The organism is Streptomyces sp. NPDC047706 (genome assembly GCF_043204795.1).
Classification (GTDB): Bacteria; Actinomycetota; Actinomycetes; order Streptomycetales; family Streptomycetaceae; genus Streptomyces.
The window spans coordinates 51,132-69,640 of record NZ_JBIDCW010000021.1 but is presented as its reverse complement, the minus strand read 5'-3'; the positions used below and the strand labels follow the sequence as shown (position 1 = coordinate 69,640).

At 74.1% G+C, this 18,509-nt stretch carries 14 protein-coding genes, 1 pseudogene and 1 riboswitch; of the genes and pseudogenes, 4 read left to right on the top strand and 11 right to left on the bottom strand.

Annotated features, from left to right (window positions below; all coding sequences use genetic code 11):
* The first annotated feature begins 29 nt into the window (after window positions 1-29).
* Window positions 30-755 (top strand): ZIP family metal transporter, encoded by a 726-nt coding sequence (locus ACGF8A_RS24080; RefSeq protein WP_393111419.1) that lies wholly within the window; start codon window positions 30-32, stop codon window positions 753-755.
* An 11-nt stretch (window positions 756-766) separates the two neighbouring features.
* Here the strand turns inward: ACGF8A_RS24080 and cobI are convergent, their stop codons facing one another.
* The 9 genes from cobI to ACGF8A_RS24035 form a co-directional block, all read right to left on the bottom strand.
* Complete coding sequence (gene cobI / locus ACGF8A_RS24075; protein ID WP_393111417.1) at window positions 767-1,498, bottom strand: precorrin-2 C(20)-methyltransferase; 732 nt, start codon at window positions 1,496-1,498, stop codon at window positions 767-769.
* Window positions 1,495-2,886 (bottom strand): cobyrinate a,c-diamide synthase, encoded by a 1,392-nt coding sequence (locus tag ACGF8A_RS24070; protein ID WP_393111415.1) that lies wholly within the window; start codon window positions 2,884-2,886, stop codon window positions 1,495-1,497. The genes cobI and ACGF8A_RS24070 overlap by 4 nt, the downstream gene beginning before the upstream one ends.
* Entirely contained in the window at window positions 2,880-3,488 is a 609-nt protein-coding gene (gene cobO, locus ACGF8A_RS24065; RefSeq protein WP_393111413.1) for a cob(I)yrinic acid a,c-diamide adenosyltransferase, read from the bottom strand. Before cobO ends, ACGF8A_RS24070 begins: the two co-directional genes overlap by 7 nt.
* Window positions 3,488-5,485, bottom strand: a complete 1,998-nt coding sequence (locus ACGF8A_RS24060) for a putative cobaltochelatase (RefSeq protein ID WP_393111411.1) — start codon at window positions 5,483-5,485, stop codon at window positions 3,488-3,490. Before ACGF8A_RS24060 ends, cobO begins: the two co-directional genes overlap by 1 nt.
* Window positions 5,482-9,135: a cobaltochelatase subunit CobN gene (cobN, locus tag ACGF8A_RS24055; RefSeq protein WP_393111409.1), complete on the bottom strand. Its 3,654-nt coding sequence runs from the start codon at window positions 9,133-9,135 to the stop codon at window positions 5,482-5,484. Before cobN ends, ACGF8A_RS24060 begins: the two co-directional genes overlap by 4 nt.
* On the bottom strand, window positions 9,132-10,643 hold the full coding sequence (locus ACGF8A_RS24050) for a cobyric acid synthase (protein ID WP_393111407.1): 1,512 nt from the start codon (window positions 10,641-10,643) through the stop codon (window positions 9,132-9,134). The genes cobN and ACGF8A_RS24050 overlap by 4 nt, the downstream gene beginning before the upstream one ends.
* Window positions 10,640-11,590, bottom strand: coding sequence for a cobalamin biosynthesis protein (locus ACGF8A_RS24045; protein ID WP_393111405.1), 951 nt, complete (start codon window positions 11,588-11,590; stop codon window positions 10,640-10,642). The genes ACGF8A_RS24050 and ACGF8A_RS24045 overlap by 4 nt, the downstream gene beginning before the upstream one ends.
* A 122-nt stretch (window positions 11,591-11,712) precedes the next feature.
* A riboswitch (cobalamin riboswitch) is annotated at window positions 11,713-11,788 on the bottom strand.
* A gap of 227 nt (window positions 11,789-12,015) precedes the next feature.
* Window positions 12,016-12,237, bottom strand: coding sequence for a hypothetical protein (locus ACGF8A_RS24040; RefSeq protein WP_393111403.1), 222 nt, complete (start codon window positions 12,235-12,237; stop codon window positions 12,016-12,018).
* Window positions 12,238-12,268: 31 nt separating this feature from the next.
* The gene (locus ACGF8A_RS24035; protein ID WP_393111401.1) at window positions 12,269-13,510 is read right to left on the bottom strand and encodes an anion permease; all 1,242 of its coding nucleotides are present in this window, start codon (window positions 13,508-13,510) and stop codon (window positions 12,269-12,271) included.
* A 370-nt stretch (window positions 13,511-13,880) separates the two neighbouring features.
* On the opposite strand from ACGF8A_RS24035, the gene ACGF8A_RS24030 reads away from it, so the two are divergent.
* The 3 genes from ACGF8A_RS24030 to ACGF8A_RS24020 all read left to right on the top strand — a co-directional run bounded on the left by ACGF8A_RS24030 (window position 13,881) and on the right by ACGF8A_RS24020 (window position 17,513).
* Window positions 13,881-14,621, top strand: coding sequence for a class II aldolase/adducin family protein (locus ACGF8A_RS24030; protein WP_393111399.1), 741 nt, complete (start codon window positions 13,881-13,883; stop codon window positions 14,619-14,621).
* A 144-nt stretch (window positions 14,622-14,765) separates the two neighbouring features.
* Window positions 14,766-15,893 (top strand): alpha/beta hydrolase, encoded by a 1,128-nt coding sequence (locus tag ACGF8A_RS24025; RefSeq protein WP_393111397.1) that lies wholly within the window; start codon window positions 14,766-14,768, stop codon window positions 15,891-15,893.
* A gap of 189 nt (window positions 15,894-16,082) precedes the next feature.
* Window positions 16,083-17,513 (top strand): hypothetical protein, encoded by a 1,431-nt coding sequence (locus ACGF8A_RS24020; RefSeq protein WP_393111395.1) that lies wholly within the window; start codon window positions 16,083-16,085, stop codon window positions 17,511-17,513.
* A gap of 18 nt (window positions 17,514-17,531) precedes the next feature.
* Here ACGF8A_RS24020 and ACGF8A_RS24015 read toward each other — a convergent pair whose 3' ends face one another.
* Both ACGF8A_RS24015 and ACGF8A_RS24010 read right to left on the bottom strand, forming a co-directional pair.
* Window positions 17,532-17,945 (bottom strand): VOC family protein, encoded by a 414-nt coding sequence (locus ACGF8A_RS24015; protein WP_393111393.1) that lies wholly within the window; start codon window positions 17,943-17,945, stop codon window positions 17,532-17,534.
* A gap of 161 nt (window positions 17,946-18,106) precedes the next feature.
* Window positions 18,107-18,385 (bottom strand): annotated as a pseudogene (locus ACGF8A_RS24010) (neutral zinc metallopeptidase); the annotation flags it as partial.
* Window positions 18,386-18,509 lie beyond the last annotated feature (124 nt).

Genomic DNA, 18,509 nt, shown 5'->3' with positions numbered 1-18,509 from the left:
ACCGCGGGCTGATCGGATAGCAAGGGCGCATGGCGGTCTTCGTCGCGCTGGGCGCGTTCCTGATGACGCTGGCGGGCGGCTGGACGGCGCAGCACGTGACGGACCGCCGTCACCTCGTGCTGGGCCTGGCCGGCGGCCTGATGCTGGGCGTCGTCGGCATGGACCTGCTGCCGGAGGCACTCGCGGCGGCCGGCACCGAGGTGCACGGTGTCCCGGCCGCCCTGCTCCTGTTCGTGGCCGGCTTCCTGCTGGCCCACGGTGTGGAACGGCTGCTGGCCGCGCGGCGCTCGGCGCACGGCGCCGACGAGCACGAGCGCACGCCCGAGGTGGGCCTGACGGCCGCCGCCGCGATGGTCGCGCACAGCGCCATGGACGGCGTGGCCATCGGCGCCGCCTTCCAGATCGGCGAAGGCATGGGCGTGGCGGTCGCGCTCGCGGTGATCGCCCACGACTTCGCGGACGGCTTCAACACCTTCACCCTCACGACCCTGTACGGCAACGCCCGCCGCCGGGCGGTCGCGATGCTGTTCGCGGACGCCGTGGCCCCCGTCGTGGGCGCGGCGAGCACGCTGCTGGTGACCATCCCGCAGCCCGTACTGGGCGGCTATCTCGGCCTGTTCGGCGGGGCGCTGCTCTATCTGGCCGCCGCCGAGATCCTCCCCGAGGCCCACCACAGGCACACCGCCGGGCCGACCCTGCTGTGCACGATCGGGGGAGCGGCGTTCATCTGGCTGGTGGTGGGCATCGCGGAATGACCCCGGGGACGTCACAGCTTGCCGCCCCGGCCGCCGTCGCGCCGCGCGGGCGCGATGAGCGTGGACAGATACGGCAGCGGCGCCCCGTCGAGCTCCGCGGCGGGCCGCACGGACTCCTGGGGCAGCCCGAGCGCGGACCCCCAGACGGCACCCTCGATCCGCCCGCTCTCCCGCAGCGCCTCGGCGACCTCGGCGGCCTGCCGCCCGAACTTGTAGGCGACGACGGTCCCGGGCCCGTTCAGCGCCTCCTTCAGCACGGCGGCACCGGCGGTCACCGGCACCAGCGTGAGCGGCTCGGTCCCCTCCGTCAGCACGGCACCCGAGCGCGCGGCGAGGTCCTGCATGGCGGTGATGCCGGGGACGGTCTCGATGACGGTGCCCGGGACCGACTCGGCGACGGTCTGCGCGAGATAGGTGAACGTGGAGTACACGTTCGGGTCCCCGATGGTGGCGAACGCGACGTGGGCGTGGAGCCGCAGCAGCCCGGCGACCCGCTCACCCGCCGCGTCCCACGCCGCCTCACGCCGGGCCCGGTCGGTCCGCTCGTTCAGCGCGAACACGACCCGGACGACCTTCTCCTCGGGCACGTAGTGCAGCACGGTCGCCTCGGCCCGCCCCCGCTCCCCGGTGTCCATCACGGGAACGACGACGACCTCGGCGGCCCGCAGGGCGCCCACGCCCTTCACGGTCACCAGTTCCGGGTCGCCCGGTCCGACCCCCACCCCGACCAGCCTGCTGCTCATGACGTCCGGCACCTTTCCACGAACCGACGGGCGACACCGGGCGCGGACGCCCAGTGCGTGTGCAGATAGCTCGCGTGCACACCGCGCTCCACAAAACCCTCCACGCGCGGCCGTGGGGCGCGCACCCCCCAGGCGGGCACCGGCCCGGCCGCCGGTTCGACGACCGTGCGATGAAACTCGTGGCCCCGCATCCGCGTTCCCGCCGCCGCGAGCACACTGTCGCTCACGGCGACGGCGTCGCGGTAGCCGAGGGTCAGCCGCTGCGACATCCGGGCGTCCACGCCCAGCACCCCGCACATCGGCTGACCGTCCAGCTCTCGGCAGAGGTACAGCAGCCCGGCACACTCGGCGGCGACGGGCGCGCCCCGGTCCGCGAGCGCGGCGACGGCCCCGCGCAGCGGTTCGTTGGCCGACAGCTCGGCGGCGTACATCTCGGGGAACCCGCCCCCGACGACCAGACCGCGCGTGCCGTCGGGCAGCCGTTCGTCCCGCAACGGATCGAACACCACGACCTCGGCCCCGGCGGCGGCGAGCAGCTCGGCGTGCTCCGCGTAGGAGAAGGTGAACGCGGCTCCGCCGGCGACGGCGACCCGAACCCGTGGGCCGGGGCCTTCCACAGGTGCGCGGGGGTGGTCCGGGGCCAATGCCCCGAGGGCCTCGGCCGGATCCCACGGCGCCCCCGGCAACGCGCCCGCACTCCGCGCGAGCCCCAGCAACGCCTCCAGATCGCACCCGGCCTCCACCTGCGCGGCCATGGCAGCCACCGCCTCTACCGCCGAGGCCCGCCGCTCGGCGACCGGCACCAGCCCCAGATGCCTGGAGGGGATGTCCACGCGGGCCGCCCGCCGCAGCACCCCGAGCACCGGCACCCCCGCCGACTCAAGCGCCTCCCGCAGCAACTCCTCGTGCCGGTCCGACGCGACCTTGTTCAGGATCACGCCTGCGACCCGTACCTCCGGATCCCACGACGCGAACCCGTGCACCAGCGCCGCCACCGACCGCGACTGCGACGACGCGTCGACCACGAGCACGACCGGCGCCCGCAGCAGCTTGGCGACATGGGCGGTGGACGCCAGTTCACCCTCCCCGGCGGCACCGTCGTACAGCCCCATCACCCCCTCGACCACGGCGACGCCGCAGCCGCGCGCCCCGTGCAGGAACAGCGGGGCCACCAGCTCCGCCCCGCACAGATACGCGTCGAGGTTCCGTCCCACGCGCCCGGTCGCGAGCGCGTGGTACCCGGGGTCGATGTAGTCCGGCCCGACCTTGTGCGGGGACACGGCGAGCCCCCGGGCGGCGAACGCGGCCATCAGCCCCGTGGCGACGGTGGTCTTGCCGCTCCCCGAGGAAGGCGCGGCGATGACCAGCCGGGGCACCGACGTCACCACTCGATGCCCCTCTGCCCCTTCTGCCCGGCGTCCATCGGATGCTTGACCTTGGACATGTCCGTCACGAGGTCGGCGAAGTCGACGAGCGCCTCCGGCGCGTTCCGCCCGGTGATCACCACATGCTGGGTCCCCGGCCGCTCCCGCAGCACGGACACGACTTCCTCGACGTCCACCCACCCCCAGTGCATCGGATAGGCGAACTCGTCCAGCACGTACAGCTTGTACGTCTCGGCGGCGAGGTCCCGCTTGACCTGCTCCCAGCCCTCGCGGGCCTTCTCCTCGTTGGTCGAGTTGTCCCCCTGGATGTCCCGCTGGACCCAGGACCATCCCTCGCCCATCTTGTGCCAGTCGACGGTCCCGCCCTCACCGCTGGCGCCCAGCACCCGCAGCGCGTTCTCCTCGCCGACCTTCCACTTCGCCGACTTGACGAACTGGAACACCCCGATCGGCCACCCCTGGTTCCAGGCCCGCAGCGCCAGTCCGAACGCGGCGGTGGACTTGCCCTTGCCCACGCCGGTGTGCACGACGACCAGCGGCCGGTTGCGGCGCTGACGCGTGGTCAGCCCGTCGTCCGGTACGACACTCGGCTGTCCCTGCGGCATTACGCGGCCCTCCTGCGCACGTCCTTCACCAGCCCGGCGATCGCGTCGGCCCGCAACTCGTCCAGCGTCACCGCCGTACCGCCCAGCTCACCCGCGAGCCGCCCCGCGAGTCCCAGCCGCACCGGCCCGGACTCGCAGTCCACGACCACCGAGGCGACCCCGTCGGCGGCGAACAACCGGGCCGCCCGCCCGGCGTTCAGCACGGGCTCCGGCCCACCGGTGGCGCGCCCGTCGGTCACCACCACGAGCAGCGGCCGCCGCGCCGGATCCCGCAACCGCTCCACGCGCAGCACGTCGTGCGCCTTGAGCAGACCGGCCGCGAGCGGCGTACGCCCGCCGGTCGGCAGCGACTCCAGCCGCACCGCCGCCGCGTCCACGGACGAGGTGGGCGGCAACGCGACGTCGGCCCCGGCACCCCGGAAGGTCACCAGGCCCACCTTGTCCCGCCGCTGATACGCGTCCAGCAGCAGCGACAGCCCGGCCCCCTTCACGGCACCCATCCGCTGCCGGGCCGCCATGGACCCGGAGGCGTCGACCACGAACAGCACGAGATTGCCCTCGCGGCCCTCCCGCGACGCCTGCCGCAGATCGTCCCTGCGCACGACCAGACCCCGCCCGGACCGTCCCCGCGCCCGCTGATGCGGCGCCGCCGCCCGCACGGTCGCCGCCAGATGCAGCTTGGTCAGCGCCCCCTCGGGCCGTCGCGCCCCGGTGGTCCGCCCGTGTTCCGTGCGCGCCCGCGAGCGCCGCCCGGCGGCGCCCTCGCCGATCCCCGGAACGCTCAGCACCTTCGTACGGAACGGCTCGCCGGCCCGTACGGCGGACTGCTCGCCGGCTCCGGCAGGCGCGGGCGCACCCTCGCCCGGCTCCTCGGGCCGCGCGCCGTCGCCCCCCTGCGGCCCCGCATCGGGCTGCCCGCCGTCCCCGCCGGGACCGCCGCCCGGCCCGTCCGGGTCGGGATCGTCGTCCTCGTCGTTGCCGGGCGGGTCCGCGCACTCCTGCAACGTCTCGTCCAGCTTGTCCTCGTCGAGCCCCGGTGCGTCGAACGGGTTGCGCCGGCGCCGGTGCGGCAGGGCGAGCAGCGCGGCCTGCCGCACGTCCTCGGCCAGCACCTCGGTACGCCCCGCCCAGGCGGCCAGCGCGGTGGCGGTGCGTGCCATCACGATGTCGGCCCGCATGCCGTCCACCTCGAAGGCGGCACAGGTCGCGGCGATCTGCCGCAGCGCCCCGTCGCCCAGCCGCACCGACGGCAGCAGCTCCCGCGCCGCCACGATCCGCGCCCGTACCTCGCTCTCCTCGGCCGACCACCGGCTCGCGAACGCGGCGGGATCGGCGTCGTGGGCCAGCCGCCTCTTGACGACCTCCACGCGCTGGTCCGGCTGGCGCGAGGCCGCGACCTCGACGGTCAGCCCGAAACGGTCGAGCAGCTGCGGCCGCAGCTCGCCCTCCTCCGGGTTCATGGTGCCGACGAGCAGGAAGCGCGCGGCGTGCCGTACGGAGACACCCTCGCGCTCGACGTACGAGGCGCCCATCGCGGCGGCGTCCAGCAGCAGGTCGACCAGGTGGTCGTGGAGGAGGTTGACCTCGTCGACGTAGAGGATCCCGCGGTGCGCGTCGGCGAGCAGTCCGGGCTCGAAGGCCTTCACGCCCTCGGCGAGCGCCCGCTCGATGTCGAGCGCCCCGACCAGCCGGTCCTCGGAGGCCCCGACCGGCAGCTCGACCATGCGGGCCGGCCGGTGGATCCCCGCGCCGGGCTCGTGCGGTCCGTCCGGGCAGGCGGGGTCCGGTGCGGCGGGGTCGCAGGAGAAGCGGCAGCCGGGCACCACGGCGACCTGTGGCAGCAGGGCCGAAAGCGCCCGCACGGCGGTCGACTTGGCCGTGCCCTTCTCACCACGGACGAGCACGCCGCCGACCGCCGGCGACACGGCGTTCAGCAGCAGCGCGAGACGCAGGTCGTCCTGGCCGACCACGGCCGTGAACGGAAAGGGGGTGCTCACTGGTCGTCGCCCTCCAGGTCGCCTTCGAGTTCGAGGTAGGTGGCGCGCAGCCGTTCCAGTGTCTGCGCGTCCGGCTCCGCCCACAGCCCCCGGTCGGCGGCCTCGAGCAGCCGCTCGGTGATGCCGCGCAGCGCCCACGGGTTGGACTGCTTCATGAAGTCCCGGTTCTCCGGGTCGAAGACGTACTCCGCGCTGAGCTTCTCGTACATCCAGTCGTCGACGACCCCGGCGGTGGCGTCGTAGCCGAAGAGGTAGTCGACGGTCGCCGCCATCTCGAAGGCTCCCTTGTAGCCGTGCCGGCGCATCGCCGCCATCCAGCGCGGGTTGACCACGCGGGCCCGGAAGACGCGGTGGGTCTCCTCGCCCAGGGTGCGGGTCTTCACCTGGTCGGGGGTGGCCGAGTCACCGACGTACGCCTCGGGGGAGGTGCCCGTCAGGTGCCGGACCATGGCGACCATGCCGCCGTGGTACTGGAAGTAGTCGTCGGCGTCGACCAGGTCGTGCTCGCGGGTGTCGACGTTCTTCGCGGCGACCGCGATCCGCCGGAACGCCGTCTCCATGTCCCCGCGCGCCGCCCGCCCGTCGAGCCCGCGCCCGTAGGCGTAGCCGCCCCAGACGGCGTACACCTCGGCGAGGTCGGCGTCGGAGCGCCAGTTCCGGGCGTCGATGAGCGGCAGCAGCCCGGCACCGTACGCCCCCGGCTTGGAGCCGAAGACACGGGCCGTGGCGCGCCGCCGGTCACCGTGCGCGGCGGTGTCCTCGTCGGCGTGGGCCTTCACGAAGTTGCTCCCGGCGGGCTCGTCCAGCTCCGCCACCGTCCGCACCGCGTCGTCGATCAGCCCGACCACGTGCGGGAACGCGTCCCGGAAGAAGCCCGAGATGCGCACGGTGACGTCGATGCGGGGCCGGCCCAGTTCGGCCAGGCCGATCACCTCGAAGCCGTTCACGCGGCGTGAGGCGTCGTCCCACACCGGCCGGCAGCCCAGCAGCGCGAGGATCTCGGCGATGTCGTCGCCCTGGGTGCGCATGGCCGACGTGCCCCAGACCGTGAGGCCCACCGACTTCGGGTACTCGCCGTTGTCGGCGAGGTAGCGCTGCACCAGCGAGTCCGCCAGCGACTGCCCCACCTCCCAACTCAGCCTCGACGGGATGGCCTTGGGGTCGACGGAGTAGAAGTTCCGGCCGGTCGGCAGGACGTTGACCAGGCCCCGGGTCGGCGAGCCCGACGGGCCTGCCGGGACGTAACCGCCGTCCAGGGCCCGGAGGATGTGGCCGATCTCGTCGCCGGTGCGGGCGAGGCGCGGCACGACCTCGGCGCAGGCGAAGGTGAGCACGGCGACCGCGTCGGGCAGTTCGGTGCCGAGCACCTCCCGCACGAGAGCGGTGCTCTCGGACGCCGTCCAGCCGCGCGACTCCATACCCTCCGCGATCCGCCGGCACAGCTGCTCCAGCAGATCGACCGCGTCGGCGGCGGTACGGGACGGACCCGTGACCAGATCCGTCAGCTCCACCGGCACCTTCACCGGCGCCCCCGGCTCGGCCAGCAGCTCCTTCTCGGCCAGCCCGAAGTGTCCGGCCAGGCAGGCCCGCAGCCCGGGCAGCGCGTTCGCCTGCCCGCCCCACACCTGCGAGGCCCGCAGCACGGCGAGGACGAGGTTCACCCGCGCCTCACCCTCCGGGCCGCCACCCAGGATGTGCAGACCGTCCCGGATCTGCACATCCTTGATCTCGCACAGATAGCCGTCGATGTGCATCACGAACTCGTCGAACGAGGCGTCGTCCGGCTGCTCGTCGACATGCAGGTCGTGATGCAGCTCGGCCGCCTTCACCAGCGTCCAGATCTGCGCGCGCACCGCCGGCGCCTTCGCCGGGTCCAGGTCGGACACCAGCGCGTACTCGTCGAGCAGCTGCTCCAGCTTGGCCAGGTCGCCGTACGTGTCCGCACGCGCCATCGGCGGCACGAGGTGGTCGACGACGGTGGCGTGCCCGCGCCGCTTGGCCTGGGTGCCCTCGCCGGGGTCGTTGACGATGAACGGGTAGATCAGCGGCAGGTCGCCGAGGACCGCGTCGGGCGCGCAGCCCCCGCTGAGACCCAGTCCCTTGCCCGGCAGCCACTCCATCGTGCCGTGCTTGCCCATGTGCACGATCGCGTCGGCGCCGAAACTGTTCTCCAGCCAGCGGTAGGCCGCCATGTAGTGGTGCGAGGGCGGCATGTCCGGGTCGTGGTAGATCGCGATCGGGTTCTCGCCGAAGCCGCGCGGCGGCTGGATCATGACGACGACGTTCCCGAACCGGAGGGAGGCGAGCACGATGTCGTCCCCGTCGACGTACAGCGAACCCGGCGGCTCGCCCCACGCCTCGGCCATGGCGTCCCTCAGCTCCGGATCGAGCTTGCCGAACCACGCCTGGTAGTCGGCGAGCGGCACGCGCGCGGGCGCGGCGGCCAACTGCTCCTGCGTGAGCCATTCGACGTCGTGCCCGCCCGCCTCGATGAGCCGGTGGATCAGCTCGTCGCCGCCGGAGGGGTACTCGGTGAGTCCGTACCCGGCCTCCTTGAGCGCGTCCAGCACCCGCACCGCCGAGGCGGGCGTGTCCAGCCCCACCGCGTTGCCGACGCGCGAGTGCTTGGTCGGGTACGCGGTGAAGACCAGCGCGACCTTCTTGTCCGCGTTCGGCTTGTGCCTCAACTGCGCGTGCCGTACGGCGATCCCGGCCACCCGTGCCGCCCGCCCGGGGTCGGCGACGTACACCGGGACGTCGTCCGGTCCCTGCTCCTTGAAGGAGAACGGCACGGTGATCAGCCGCCCGTCGAACTCCGGGATCGCGACCTGCATCGCCGCGTCCATGGGGGTCAGGGCGGCGTCCGACCCGTCCCAGGCGCTCCTTGACGACGTCAGGCACAGCCCCTGCAGCACGGGGATGTTCAGCTCGGCGAGCGCCCCGATGTCCCAGGCCTCCTCGTCGCCGCCCGCCGAGGCGTGCGAGGCGTGGGTGCCGCCGGCGGCCAGGACGGTGGCGACGAGCGCGTCGGCCCGCGCGAGGATCTCGTACAGCCCGGCGTCGGCACCGCGCAGCGAACCGCAGTACACCGCGAGGGCGTTGGCACCCCGCGCCTCGATCGCCTCGCACAGGGTGTCGACGAAGGCGGTGTTGCCGCTGAGCTCGTGGGCCCGGTAGAAGAGCACCCCGACGGTCGGACGGCCCTCGACGAACGCACGGGAGCCGCGGACGCCGTACTGCGGCATCTTCCGCGGCTCGTCGAAGCCCTCCCCGGTCAGCAGCACGGTGTCCGACAGGAACCGCGCCAGCTCGGTGAGGTTGGCGGGCCCGCCCTCGACGAGATAGCGCAGCGCCTCCGCCACGACACCGGCGGGCACGGACGACTCGGCCATCAGCTCGGCGTCCGGCACGGCCTCCCCGCCGAGCAGCACGGTGGCAATCCCCGACGCCCTGAGCGCGGCCAGCCCGTCCTCCCAGGCCCGCTTGCCGCCCAGCAGCCGTACGACGGCGATGTCCGCGCCCTCGATCAGCGCGGGCAGCTCGCCGGCGACGTCGACGCGGGTCGGGTTGCCGATCCGGTAGGAGGCGCCGGAGGCACGGGCCGCCAGCAGATCGGTGTCGGCGGTGGACAACAACAACACAGTGCTCATGCGGGCGCTCCCGGTGGAATGAAAGGCAGTCCTTGCGGCGCGCCGGACTCGATGAGCCGCCACAGCGCGTCCGTGTCCGCGTGCTGTTCGATCAGGTCGCCGAGCCGGTCGAGCTGCTCCTCGCGCAGCGCGGCGAAGGAGGTGCCGGGCGCCGGCACGAACCGGCGGCCCGCGGCGGCGGCCACCTCCCGCAGGAACGCCCGGCGGAAACCGTCCGACTCCAGCGAGCCGTGCCAGTGAGTGCCCCAGGTCTGCCCGGCCCGGCACCCGTCCAGGAAGGGATCGCCGCCGGTGACCTCGGCGACGCCGTGATGGATCTCGTACCCCTCGACGGGCTCGCCGAGGGCCTCGCCGGCCGGCCGGGCGAGGGTCTTGTCCCGGGCGAAGCGCACCTTCAGGGGCAGGATGCCCAGCCCGTCGACCCGGCCGAGGCCGCTCTCCACGTCGTCCTCGATGTGCTCACCGAGGATCTGGAAGCCGCCGCAGATGCCCAGAACGGGCCGCTGCTCGGCGGCCCTTCGGGCGAGGGCCGCCGCCAGCCCCCGCTCCCGCAGCCACTCCAGCGCCCGCACGGTCCCGCGGGTCCCGGGTATCACCACGAGGTCCGCGTCCGCGAGTTCCTCCGGCCGGTCCACGAACCGCACCACGACGCCGGGTTCGGCGGCGAGGGCGTCCACGTCCGTGAAGTTGGACATCAGCGGCAGGGCGCACACGGCGACGCGCAGCACGTCCTCGCCGACGGGCGGCGCGACGACGGACTCGCGTACCGTCCCGCGCATCGAGACGCGCAGCCCGTCCTCCTCGTCGATGCCGAGCCCGTGCCGGTAGGGCAGTACGCCGTACGTCCGCCGCCCGGTGAGCGACCGGAGCATGTCCAGCCCCGGCTCCAGCAGGGAGACGTCGCCGCGGAACTTGTTGACGAGGAACCCGGCGACGCACCTCTGGTCCTCGGGCGACAACAGGGCCACGGTCCCGAAGAAGGAGGCGAAGACACCGCCGCGGTCGATGTCGCCGACCACGAGCACGGGAAGCCGGGCGTTACGGGCGATCCCCATGTTCACGATGTCGGTCCGCCGCAGATTGATCTCGGCCGGGCTGCCGGCCCCCTCACAGATCACCGCGTCATACGTGCCCCGCAACTCGGCGAGACAGTCGAGGACGGTCCCCAGCAACGCCTGCTGCCGCCCGCCGTGGTAGCCCCGCGCGCTCATCTCCCCGACCGGCCTGCCGAGCAGCACCACCTGGCTGCTGCGCTCCCCGCCCGGCTTGAGCAGCACGGGATTCATCAGCGCGGTCGGCTCCACCCGGCACGCCTGCGCCTGCATGGCCTGTGCCCGCCCGATCTCGGCGCCCTCGCGGGTGACGAACGAATTGAGCGACATGTTCTGCGCCTTGAAGGGCGCGACCTTGACGCCCTGCCGCACCAGCCAGCGGCAGATCCCGGCGGTGACGACGCTCTTGCCGGCGTCGGAGGTGGTGCCGGCGACCAGCAGCCCGCGTCCGGTCATACGCCCCTCCCCGGCAGCCGCCCCCGCAGCCAGGCACCGGCGGCGCCGGCTCCCAGCGCCAGCAGGCTCACCCGCCGGGACAGCCGGACGGCCCGCTCGATGTCGCCCACTTCCACTCCACGCCCCCCACCGTTCAGCACCGGCCGGTGCTCGACCCGTCCCGCATACGACAACGTCCCCCCGAGCCGCACTCCCAACGCCCCCGCGAACGACGCCTCCACGGGCCCGGCGTTGGGACTCGGGTGCTTCGCGGCGTCAGCCCGCCAGGCCCGCACGGCCCCGCGCGGATCGCCGCCCGCCAGCACGGCGAGCGAGGCGGTCAGCCGCGCCCCCGGCCACCCCGCGAGATCGTCGAGCCGGGCGGAAGCCCACCCGTACCTGCGGTAGCGCGGCGACCTGTGCCCCACCATCGCGTCCAGCGTGTTCACCGCCCGGAACCCGAGCAGCCCCGGCACCCCGCCCACGGCGCCCCACACCAGCGCCCCGACCACGGCGTCGGAGGTGTTCTCCGCCACCGACTCCACCACCGCGCGTGCGATCTCCCGCGCGTCGAGCGTCTGCGGGTCCCGGCCGCACAGGTGCGGCAGCCGCGCCCGCGCCGCCTCGACGTCCCCCGCCTGCAGGGCCCGCCCGACGGCCCGGGCCTCCCGCCCGAGCGAGGTCCCGCCGACGACGGCCCAGGTGGCGACGCCGGTCAGCGCGACGGAAGCGGCGGGGCAGGACCGTACGGCCCGGCGGGCGGCGGCGCCCAGCGCGACGGCGCCACCGGTACACACGGCGGCGTGCAGCGCGCCCCACCCGCGGTGGTCGCGCCACAGCACCCGTTCCACGGCCCCGGCGGCCCGCCCGAACGCGGCGACCGGATGCCCTCGGCGGGGGTCGCCGAGGAGGAGGTCGCCGAGGAGTCCGGCGGCGGCGCCGTACGCGTACACGCGATCGGCACGCACGGGGGCTCAGCCGGCTGCGTCGAAGGGCACGGACCTGGTACGGGACTTCAGTGCACTGCCGGGCATAGCGATATGTCCTCACTCAGGGTGTCCACGCCCTGGTTCGACGAGACCGGAGGCGAGAGTTCCTGGCTCCCGGGGAGACACCTCCCCGGTCACAGTGGCGGGACCGCGCCGGATTCGCACCGGACTTCCTCTCCTGCCGCCGTACATGGCCCCGGAAGTCCACCACGGGGCGAGAACAGCCGTCAACTTGCCTTTGACCTGCGGCGGGACGATTGTGCTGAGGCCCACACGGCACGGGCGACACCGGTCTCACCCACGCCGCGCCCGCCCTCGCCGCACACGGCGAAGCGCCCCGCCCGGGCCCTCGTGGAGGGCGCCGTGCGGGGCGCGGGAACGCGGCCGGACGAGTCGGAGCGCCGTCAGGCGACGATCAGATAGATCCCATATCCCACGGCCACCGCGCACGCGGCGAACGCGGCGTACGCGCCGGTGACCGCCAGCGCCGCCGACTCCCCCTGCTCCGCCGCCCGTTCGCGTCGCGACAGACCGGCCACGCCGAGGGTGAACAGGCCCACCAGGGCCACGGTGACCACGAGGCTGACGCCGAAGACGGAGCCGAGAGCCGCCCAGTCGATCTTCATGTTGCTGCTGCTTCCTTCTGTGACCTCGTGGTCAGACGGTGGCCTGGGTGGGCGTCGGCTCCGAGGCCGTCTTCTGTGCGGGGATCGTCGCCGTGAGGCCGTCCACGGGGGTGCCGGCCGGCGGCGGCGTCACCGCGGCCATCGCCGCCGTCACCACGCCGGCGGGTTCCCCGGCCTCGTCGTTGACGTTCGTGTGGTCCACGACCTCGCGACGGGAGATCTTCCAGATCGCGGCGCTGGAGGAGACCAGGAAGACCGCGACCACGGCGGTGCCCCAGGAACCGAAGCCCGTCACCCACTCGGCGATGGCGCCGACCAGCGCGGCGGCCGGGAGCGTCAGACCCCAGGCGACGAACATCCGGGTGGCGGTGGACCAGCGGACCACACCGCCCCTGCGTCCCAGCCCCGCGCCCATCACCGCACCGGAGACCGAGTGCGTGGTGGAGAGCGAGAAGCCCAGATGGGAGGAGGCCAGGATGACCGTGGCGGCACTGGTCTGCGCCGCGAAGCCCTGCTGCGGCTGAAGGTCCGTCAGGCCCTTGCCCATGGTCCGGATGATGCGCCAGCCGCCGAGGTAGGTGCCGAGCGCGATGGCGATGCCCGCGGAGATGACGACCCACAGGGGCGGGTCGGAGTCGGGGGCGAGGGTGCCGCCGGCGACCAGGGCGAGGGTGATGATGCCCATCGTCTTCTGCGCGTCGTTGGTGCCGTGCGCCAGCGAGACCAGGCCCGCCGAGGCGATCTGCCCGGCGCGGTACCCCTTCGCGGAGGCCTTCCCGTCGGCCTTCCCGCCGAGCCTGTACGTCAGCCTGGTCGCGAGCATGGCCGCGACGCCCGCGACCAGCGGGGCGGCGATCGCCGGGATCAGCACCTTGGTGACCAGCGCGTCGCCGTGCACGGCACCGACGCCGGCCGAGGCGACCGTGGCGCCGATGAGGCCGCCCATCAGGGCGTGCGAGGAGGAGGACGGCAGTCCGACCAGCCAGGTCAGCAGGTTCCACAGGATCGCGCCGACCAGTGCGGCGAAGATGACCTCGGGACGGATGCCGCTCTCGTCGACCAGGCCCTTGGAGATCGTGTTGGCGACCTCCACGGAGAGGAAGGCGCCGACCAGGTTGAGGACGGCGGACATGGCCACCGCGACCTTGGGTCTGAGGGCACCTGTCGAGATGGTGGTGGCCATCGCGTTCGCGGTGTCGTGGAAACCGTTCGTGAAGTCGAACGCGAGAGCGGTTACCACCACAATCGCGAGGATCAGCGAGATGCCTTCCATTTACCCAGGCAATCGTTCGAGGTCATTGGCTGGATGAACGTAGGTAACCTAGATGAACGAAAGATGAACTGGGAGGGGCTTGCCGGTGTCCGGGTAGGGGGGTCGTTGCACCCTTGGGGCTCACGGCACCCGGTCCGGTGCCGCCGGCCCCGGATTCCGTAAGGCCGGCGGCCCGTCGCGGACCGCCTCGGCCGGGTCATGCCTTCCCTGACGAGATTTCGGTCACCCGGCAGGGCGCCCCGCGGGCGGTGCGCCCGCGGGGCGCCGGGTCATGACGTGCCACCCACGGGGCGCGGTCGCCGCCGAAGGCTTCCCCCTGCCCTCGCGCCCGCACCGGGACAGGCCGGCGCCCGCCTGACAGGATCGCGGCATGGCTGAACAGCGAGGGGAGCGGCGGGATGCCCGGGACATCCAGGATGTCCACGGCGGCGCGCGGGATGCGCCGGAACCGCGGGGCAGCGGTGTGCCGGACCAGGAGGCCCGGGCCTGGGAGGAACTCGTGGCCACCGCGCGCCGGACCGTCTCCGAGGGCCTGGTCGTCGGAACGTCCGGCAACGTCTCCGTACGTGTCGGGGACACGGTCCTCGTCACCCCCTCGGGCGTCCCCTACGACCGGCTCGGGCCCCACGACATCACCGGCGTCAGCCCCGACGGGCGGCAGGTGCGCGGCACGCTCGTACCGACCAGCGAACTGCCCATGCACCTCGCCGTCTACCGCACCACCGACGCCCGCGCCGTCGTCCACACCCACGCCGTGCACGCCACCGCCGTCTCCACCCTCGTCCCCGAACTCCCGCTGATCCACTACATGGCCGGCGCGCTCGGCGGCCCCGTCCGGGTCGCCCCCTACGCCACGTACGGCACCGAGGAGTTGGCCGAGAACATGCTCCGCGCCCTCGCCGGCCGCTCCGGCTGCCTCCTGCAGAACCACGGCACCGTCACCTACGGCACGACCCTGGCCGAGGCCTACGACCGCACCGCCCAGCTGGAGTGGATGTGCCGCCTGTGGCTGACGGCCTCCTCCGTGCCGGGCCTGACGCCGTCCCTGCTGTCGCGGGAGCAGCTGAAGGAGGCGGGGGAGCGGCTGCAGGGGTACGGGCAGCGGCGCTGAGCGCATCCGGGCGGCCCCGGTACCACCCGGAGCGCCCCCCTTCCACGCACCAGGTCGCAATCCCCTCATGTTCATGCGCCCGTCGCATCCCCCCGTCCGGCCGTTCCGCTGGCCGCCGGACGGGCCGGACAGGACACTGGAGCCGTGCGCACTGTCAAAGCGACGGCCGCTGCCGTCACCGCCATGACGGTGGCCGGCGCCGCAGCGGTGGCCGCCGGCCGGTTCGCCAGCGACGCCGCGCTGAAGGCGCCGCCCGGCCGGCCACTGCCCACCGAACCCCGGCTCACCGTGCACGGCACGGCCGCGGGCCGCGTCACCCTCACCCGCGCTCTCGCCTCCCTGCATCCCGGCAGCTACGGCCTCGCGGGCAACGGCTCCCACGCGGTCGTCGGCCCCGTCCTGGACTCCGCCCCGCATCCGCCCGACTCCGTCGTACGCCGCCTGGAACGCGTCACCCACGGCACCCTGGAGCCCGGCGACAAGGTCTGGCTCACCCCGGGACTGCACATCGGGGACCCCGGCACCGCACTGGGCCTGGACCACACCGACGTCGAGATCCCCGGCGAACTCGGGCCCCTGCCCGCCTGGTTCGTGCCCGGTGCCCGGGACACCTGGGTCGTCATGGCGCACGGCCTGGGCACCGGCCGGGAACACCCCATGAACCTCATGACGTTCCTGCACGGCCTGCGCTTGCCCGTGCTCGACCTCGCCTACCGGGGCGACCCCGGCGCGCCCCGCTCCCCGGACGGCCTGAACCACCTCGGCGAGACCGAGTGGCGCGACCTGGACGCGGCGGTCCGGCACGCCACGGCCCAGGGCGCGGCACGTGTGGTCCTGTACGGCTGGTCCACGGGCGCCACCATGGCTCTGCGCACTGCCGCCCACTCCTCGGTACGGGACCGCATCAGCGGGCTCGTCCTCGACTCCCCGGTGCTCAACTGGGAAGCGACGCTGCGCGCGCTCGCCGCCGCCCGGCGCACCCCGGGCCCGCTGCTGTCGCTCGCCGTCCGCGCCGCCCAGGGCCGCACAGGACTGTACGGCGACCGCGTCGACGAAGCCGCGCACCCCGAGCGGCTGACGGTGCCGGCCCTGCTCCTGCACGGCCCCGACGACCTGGTGGCACCCTGGGACTTCTCCCGGCGCCTCGCCGACCGCCGCCCCGACCTGGTCGCCCTCCACACCGTCCGGCAGGCCCCGCACAACGCCATGTGGAACGCAGACCCGACCAGCTACGAGGAAGCCGTGCGCCGCTTCCTGACGCCGTTGATGTGAGTCCCGGGCCCCCTCACGGTCCCGCCGCGCGCGCCCCCGGCCGGCCCTGCCCCACGGTTCCGTTTGACGCCGTGCCACTGTCCGGATTCCGGCCCGCAACCCCTCGCACGGCCCGTGCCTTGGCCACTCCCGTCGCCTCACGTGACATTCCGTTTGGGTTTTCGGACCGTCAACCGGAAGACTGCACCCGTGACGTCCCGTATCCCGCGCGACTCCAGGCTCCGACTCGTCCGCCCGCGACCCCTGGCCGCCGCCCCCCGAGCGATGAACCAGCGGCGCTCGCGCCGCCCCGCCCCCCGCCCGCCGGAGGGCACACCGGCCCCCGCGGAGCTGGCCGGAATGGCGCGCTCCAGGCTGGCCGGCGCGGCCCGCCTGGCCCGCTGGGCCGACGCCGCCCTGCGCCCCGGCAGGGGCAACGCGACCTCCGACGGCAAGGCCACCCTCGCGGACGCGACCACCGAACGGGCCGCCGCCGACCTGGGCCTGACTCCGGCCCAGATCCGCGCCGACTGGGACACCGCCCGCCTCGCCGGGCTCGTCGAGGTGCACGGCGACAGCGCCCGCCCCGGCTGGCGGCTGCGCGCCTGGGACCGCGACGACACCGCCGTCCTGCGCGGCTGGGTGGCCTTCTTCGACGCCTGGTCGCTCGCGCACCCGGAACCCGCCGACCACGAGCCCGCCGCCGTCGCCGAGGTCGTCTCGGCGATGCCGCAGGTGCTCTCCTTCCTCCAGCTGTCGGCCGGCCCGGTCCCCGTCGAGCAGCTGCTCGACCTCCTCCAGCAGCGGGTCGGGGAGCTGCGCACCGAACGCTGCGAAGTGCCCTACGGCCCGCAGCGCGAACCCGCTGGCCCCCCGGCCCCCGGCACCGCGCCCCCTGTCGCCGCCGAGCCCGGGGAAGCCGAACTCGCCCCTCTCCTCGACTGGGCCCTGCACGCCCTCGCCTCGGTCGGCGCCCTCACCTGCGGCGCCGGACAGGCCACCCTCACCCCGCTGGGCAGCTGGGCGGTCTGGGTCAAGCTGGAGCAGATCTGCGTCGCCGCGCAGAGCCCCGCGGGCAACATCGAGGCCGTCGCCGAGGACATGCTGCGCGGCTGCGCCCAGCTGCGGCCCAACGCCGCCCGCGCCGAGTACCGCGCCTGGCTCGCGGCCCGGCCCGTGGGCAGCGCCGTCGCCGAACTCCTCGACGCCGCCCGTGGCGAGGACGCCCTGCTGCGCGGCCTGGCCTTCGAGGCGCTGCGCGTCGTCGGCGCCCCCGCCGAGCACGACGTGCGCGCCGTGCTCGCCGAGCCGACCCTGCGGCCGTACGCCCTGCTGTGGCTCGCGGAGCACGACGGCAACGACCCCGAGGACGCCCACGAGGTGCTGACCCGGCAGGAGGCCACCTGGCTGTGGGTCGACACGGCCGCCGCCGTCGCCGACCACGGTGAGGCGCCGCTCCTGGTGCGGCATCTGGAGTCCGCCGTGCAGCCGACCGTGCCCGCCCTGCTCGACGAGGTGCGAGCCGTGGGCCATCCGCGCACCGTGCAGGTCCTGGTCGCACTGGCCGCCGCGCACCCCGACCCCGCCCTGGCCAAGGCCGTCCGCCGCGCGGCCTTCCAGGTGCACACCGGAGGCAGCTGAGGCGCCGCCGGGGCGAGGTCAGTCGCCGGTGCGGGGCGCGTACGTGCCGAAGCTCCAGACATTGCCCTCGGCGTCCCGGGCCATGTAGTCCCGCGATCCGTAGTCCTGGTCCGTCGGGGGCATCAGGATCTCCACGCCGTGGTCCGCGGCATGCTGGTGGTGTGCGTCGACGTCGTCCACCACGACGTACACCCCGGCCGGTCCCGCGTCCTTCATCACCGTGTCGAAGAGACCGCCGCGGCCCTTCGAGCCGATCATCACCCCACCGTTGCCCTGCACCAGCTCGGCGTGCGTCACCGTGCCGCCCTCGCCCTCGTACACCGCCAGCTCGGTGAAGCCGAGGGCCTCCGTGAGCTGCCTGATCGCCGCCTTCGCGTCGGCGTACAGCAGCGTCGGGTAGATGCTCGGACCGCCACCGCTCGTCCCTGCCATGCCGATCACTCCTTCGTGCGCCGGGGCTGTGCGCCGGGCCGAATCGCCGTACGGGCGATCCGCCCGGTGAGATTCATCCTGACATCCGCCACCGTCAACGCCGCCCGATACGCCCGAAAGCCCCGGCGCGAACGAGCCGTTCTGGACGCGGGCGCGCCGCAGGCGAACGTGTCGCACCGGGCCATGTCCCCGGTGGGGCAACCCTGCTGGAACCACGCCCGCCGCCGCGCCGCCGACCCGTGCGTCCACGTCTCCGGCGTCACCCGCCCCTGGAACCGCTCCTGGATCCGGTCGTCGCCCACGGCCGGCGCCGCGTCCATGCCGTCGCGGATGCCGGCCTCGGCGAGATCGGTGATCAGCGGGCGTCCGGCCGACTCGTCCGGCGTCGTCGTGGCGTGGTGCGCCCAGACCCCGGCGCAGCGGTCCGCCTGCAACTCCGCATGAAGGCACCGCCCTCCGCCGAACAGCCCCCTGGCGCCATCCTCACGGTCGCCCCGCCTCCCGGCGACGGGCAGGTCGTCCGAACGGGCGACCTGCCCACCGCGGGCCCGCCACATCCCGGCG

What these genes read in the sequence shown, in the direction of transcription:
- ACGF8A_RS24080 (WP_393111419.1), top strand. Translation starts at nt 30, where the DNA reads ATGGCGGTCTTCGTCGCGCTGGGCGCGTTCCTGATGACGCTGGCGGGC.
- cobI (WP_393111417.1), bottom strand. Translation starts at nt 1,498, where the DNA reads ATGAGCAGCAGGCTGGTCGGGGTGGGGGTCGGACCGGGCGACCCGGAA.
- cobO (WP_393111413.1), bottom strand. Translation starts at nt 3,488, where the DNA reads ATGCCGCAGGGACAGCCGAGTGTCGTACCGGACGACGGGCTGACCACG.
- cobN (WP_393111409.1), bottom strand. Translation starts at nt 9,135, where the DNA reads ATGAGCACTGTGTTGTTGTTGTCCACCGCCGACACCGATCTGCTGGCG.
- ACGF8A_RS24050 (WP_393111407.1), bottom strand. Translation starts at nt 10,643, where the DNA reads ATGACCGGACGCGGGCTGCTGGTCGCCGGCACCACCTCCGACGCCGGC.
- ACGF8A_RS24040 (WP_393111403.1), bottom strand. Translation starts at nt 12,237, where the DNA reads ATGAAGATCGACTGGGCGGCTCTCGGCTCCGTCTTCGGCGTCAGCCTC.
- ACGF8A_RS24035 (WP_393111401.1), bottom strand. Translation starts at nt 13,510, where the DNA reads ATGGAAGGCATCTCGCTGATCCTCGCGATTGTGGTGGTAACCGCTCTC.
- ACGF8A_RS24030 (WP_393111399.1), top strand. Translation starts at nt 13,881, where the DNA reads ATGGCTGAACAGCGAGGGGAGCGGCGGGATGCCCGGGACATCCAGGAT.
- ACGF8A_RS24015 (WP_393111393.1), bottom strand. Translation starts at nt 17,945, where the DNA reads ATGGCAGGGACGAGCGGTGGCGGTCCGAGCATCTACCCGACGCTGCTG.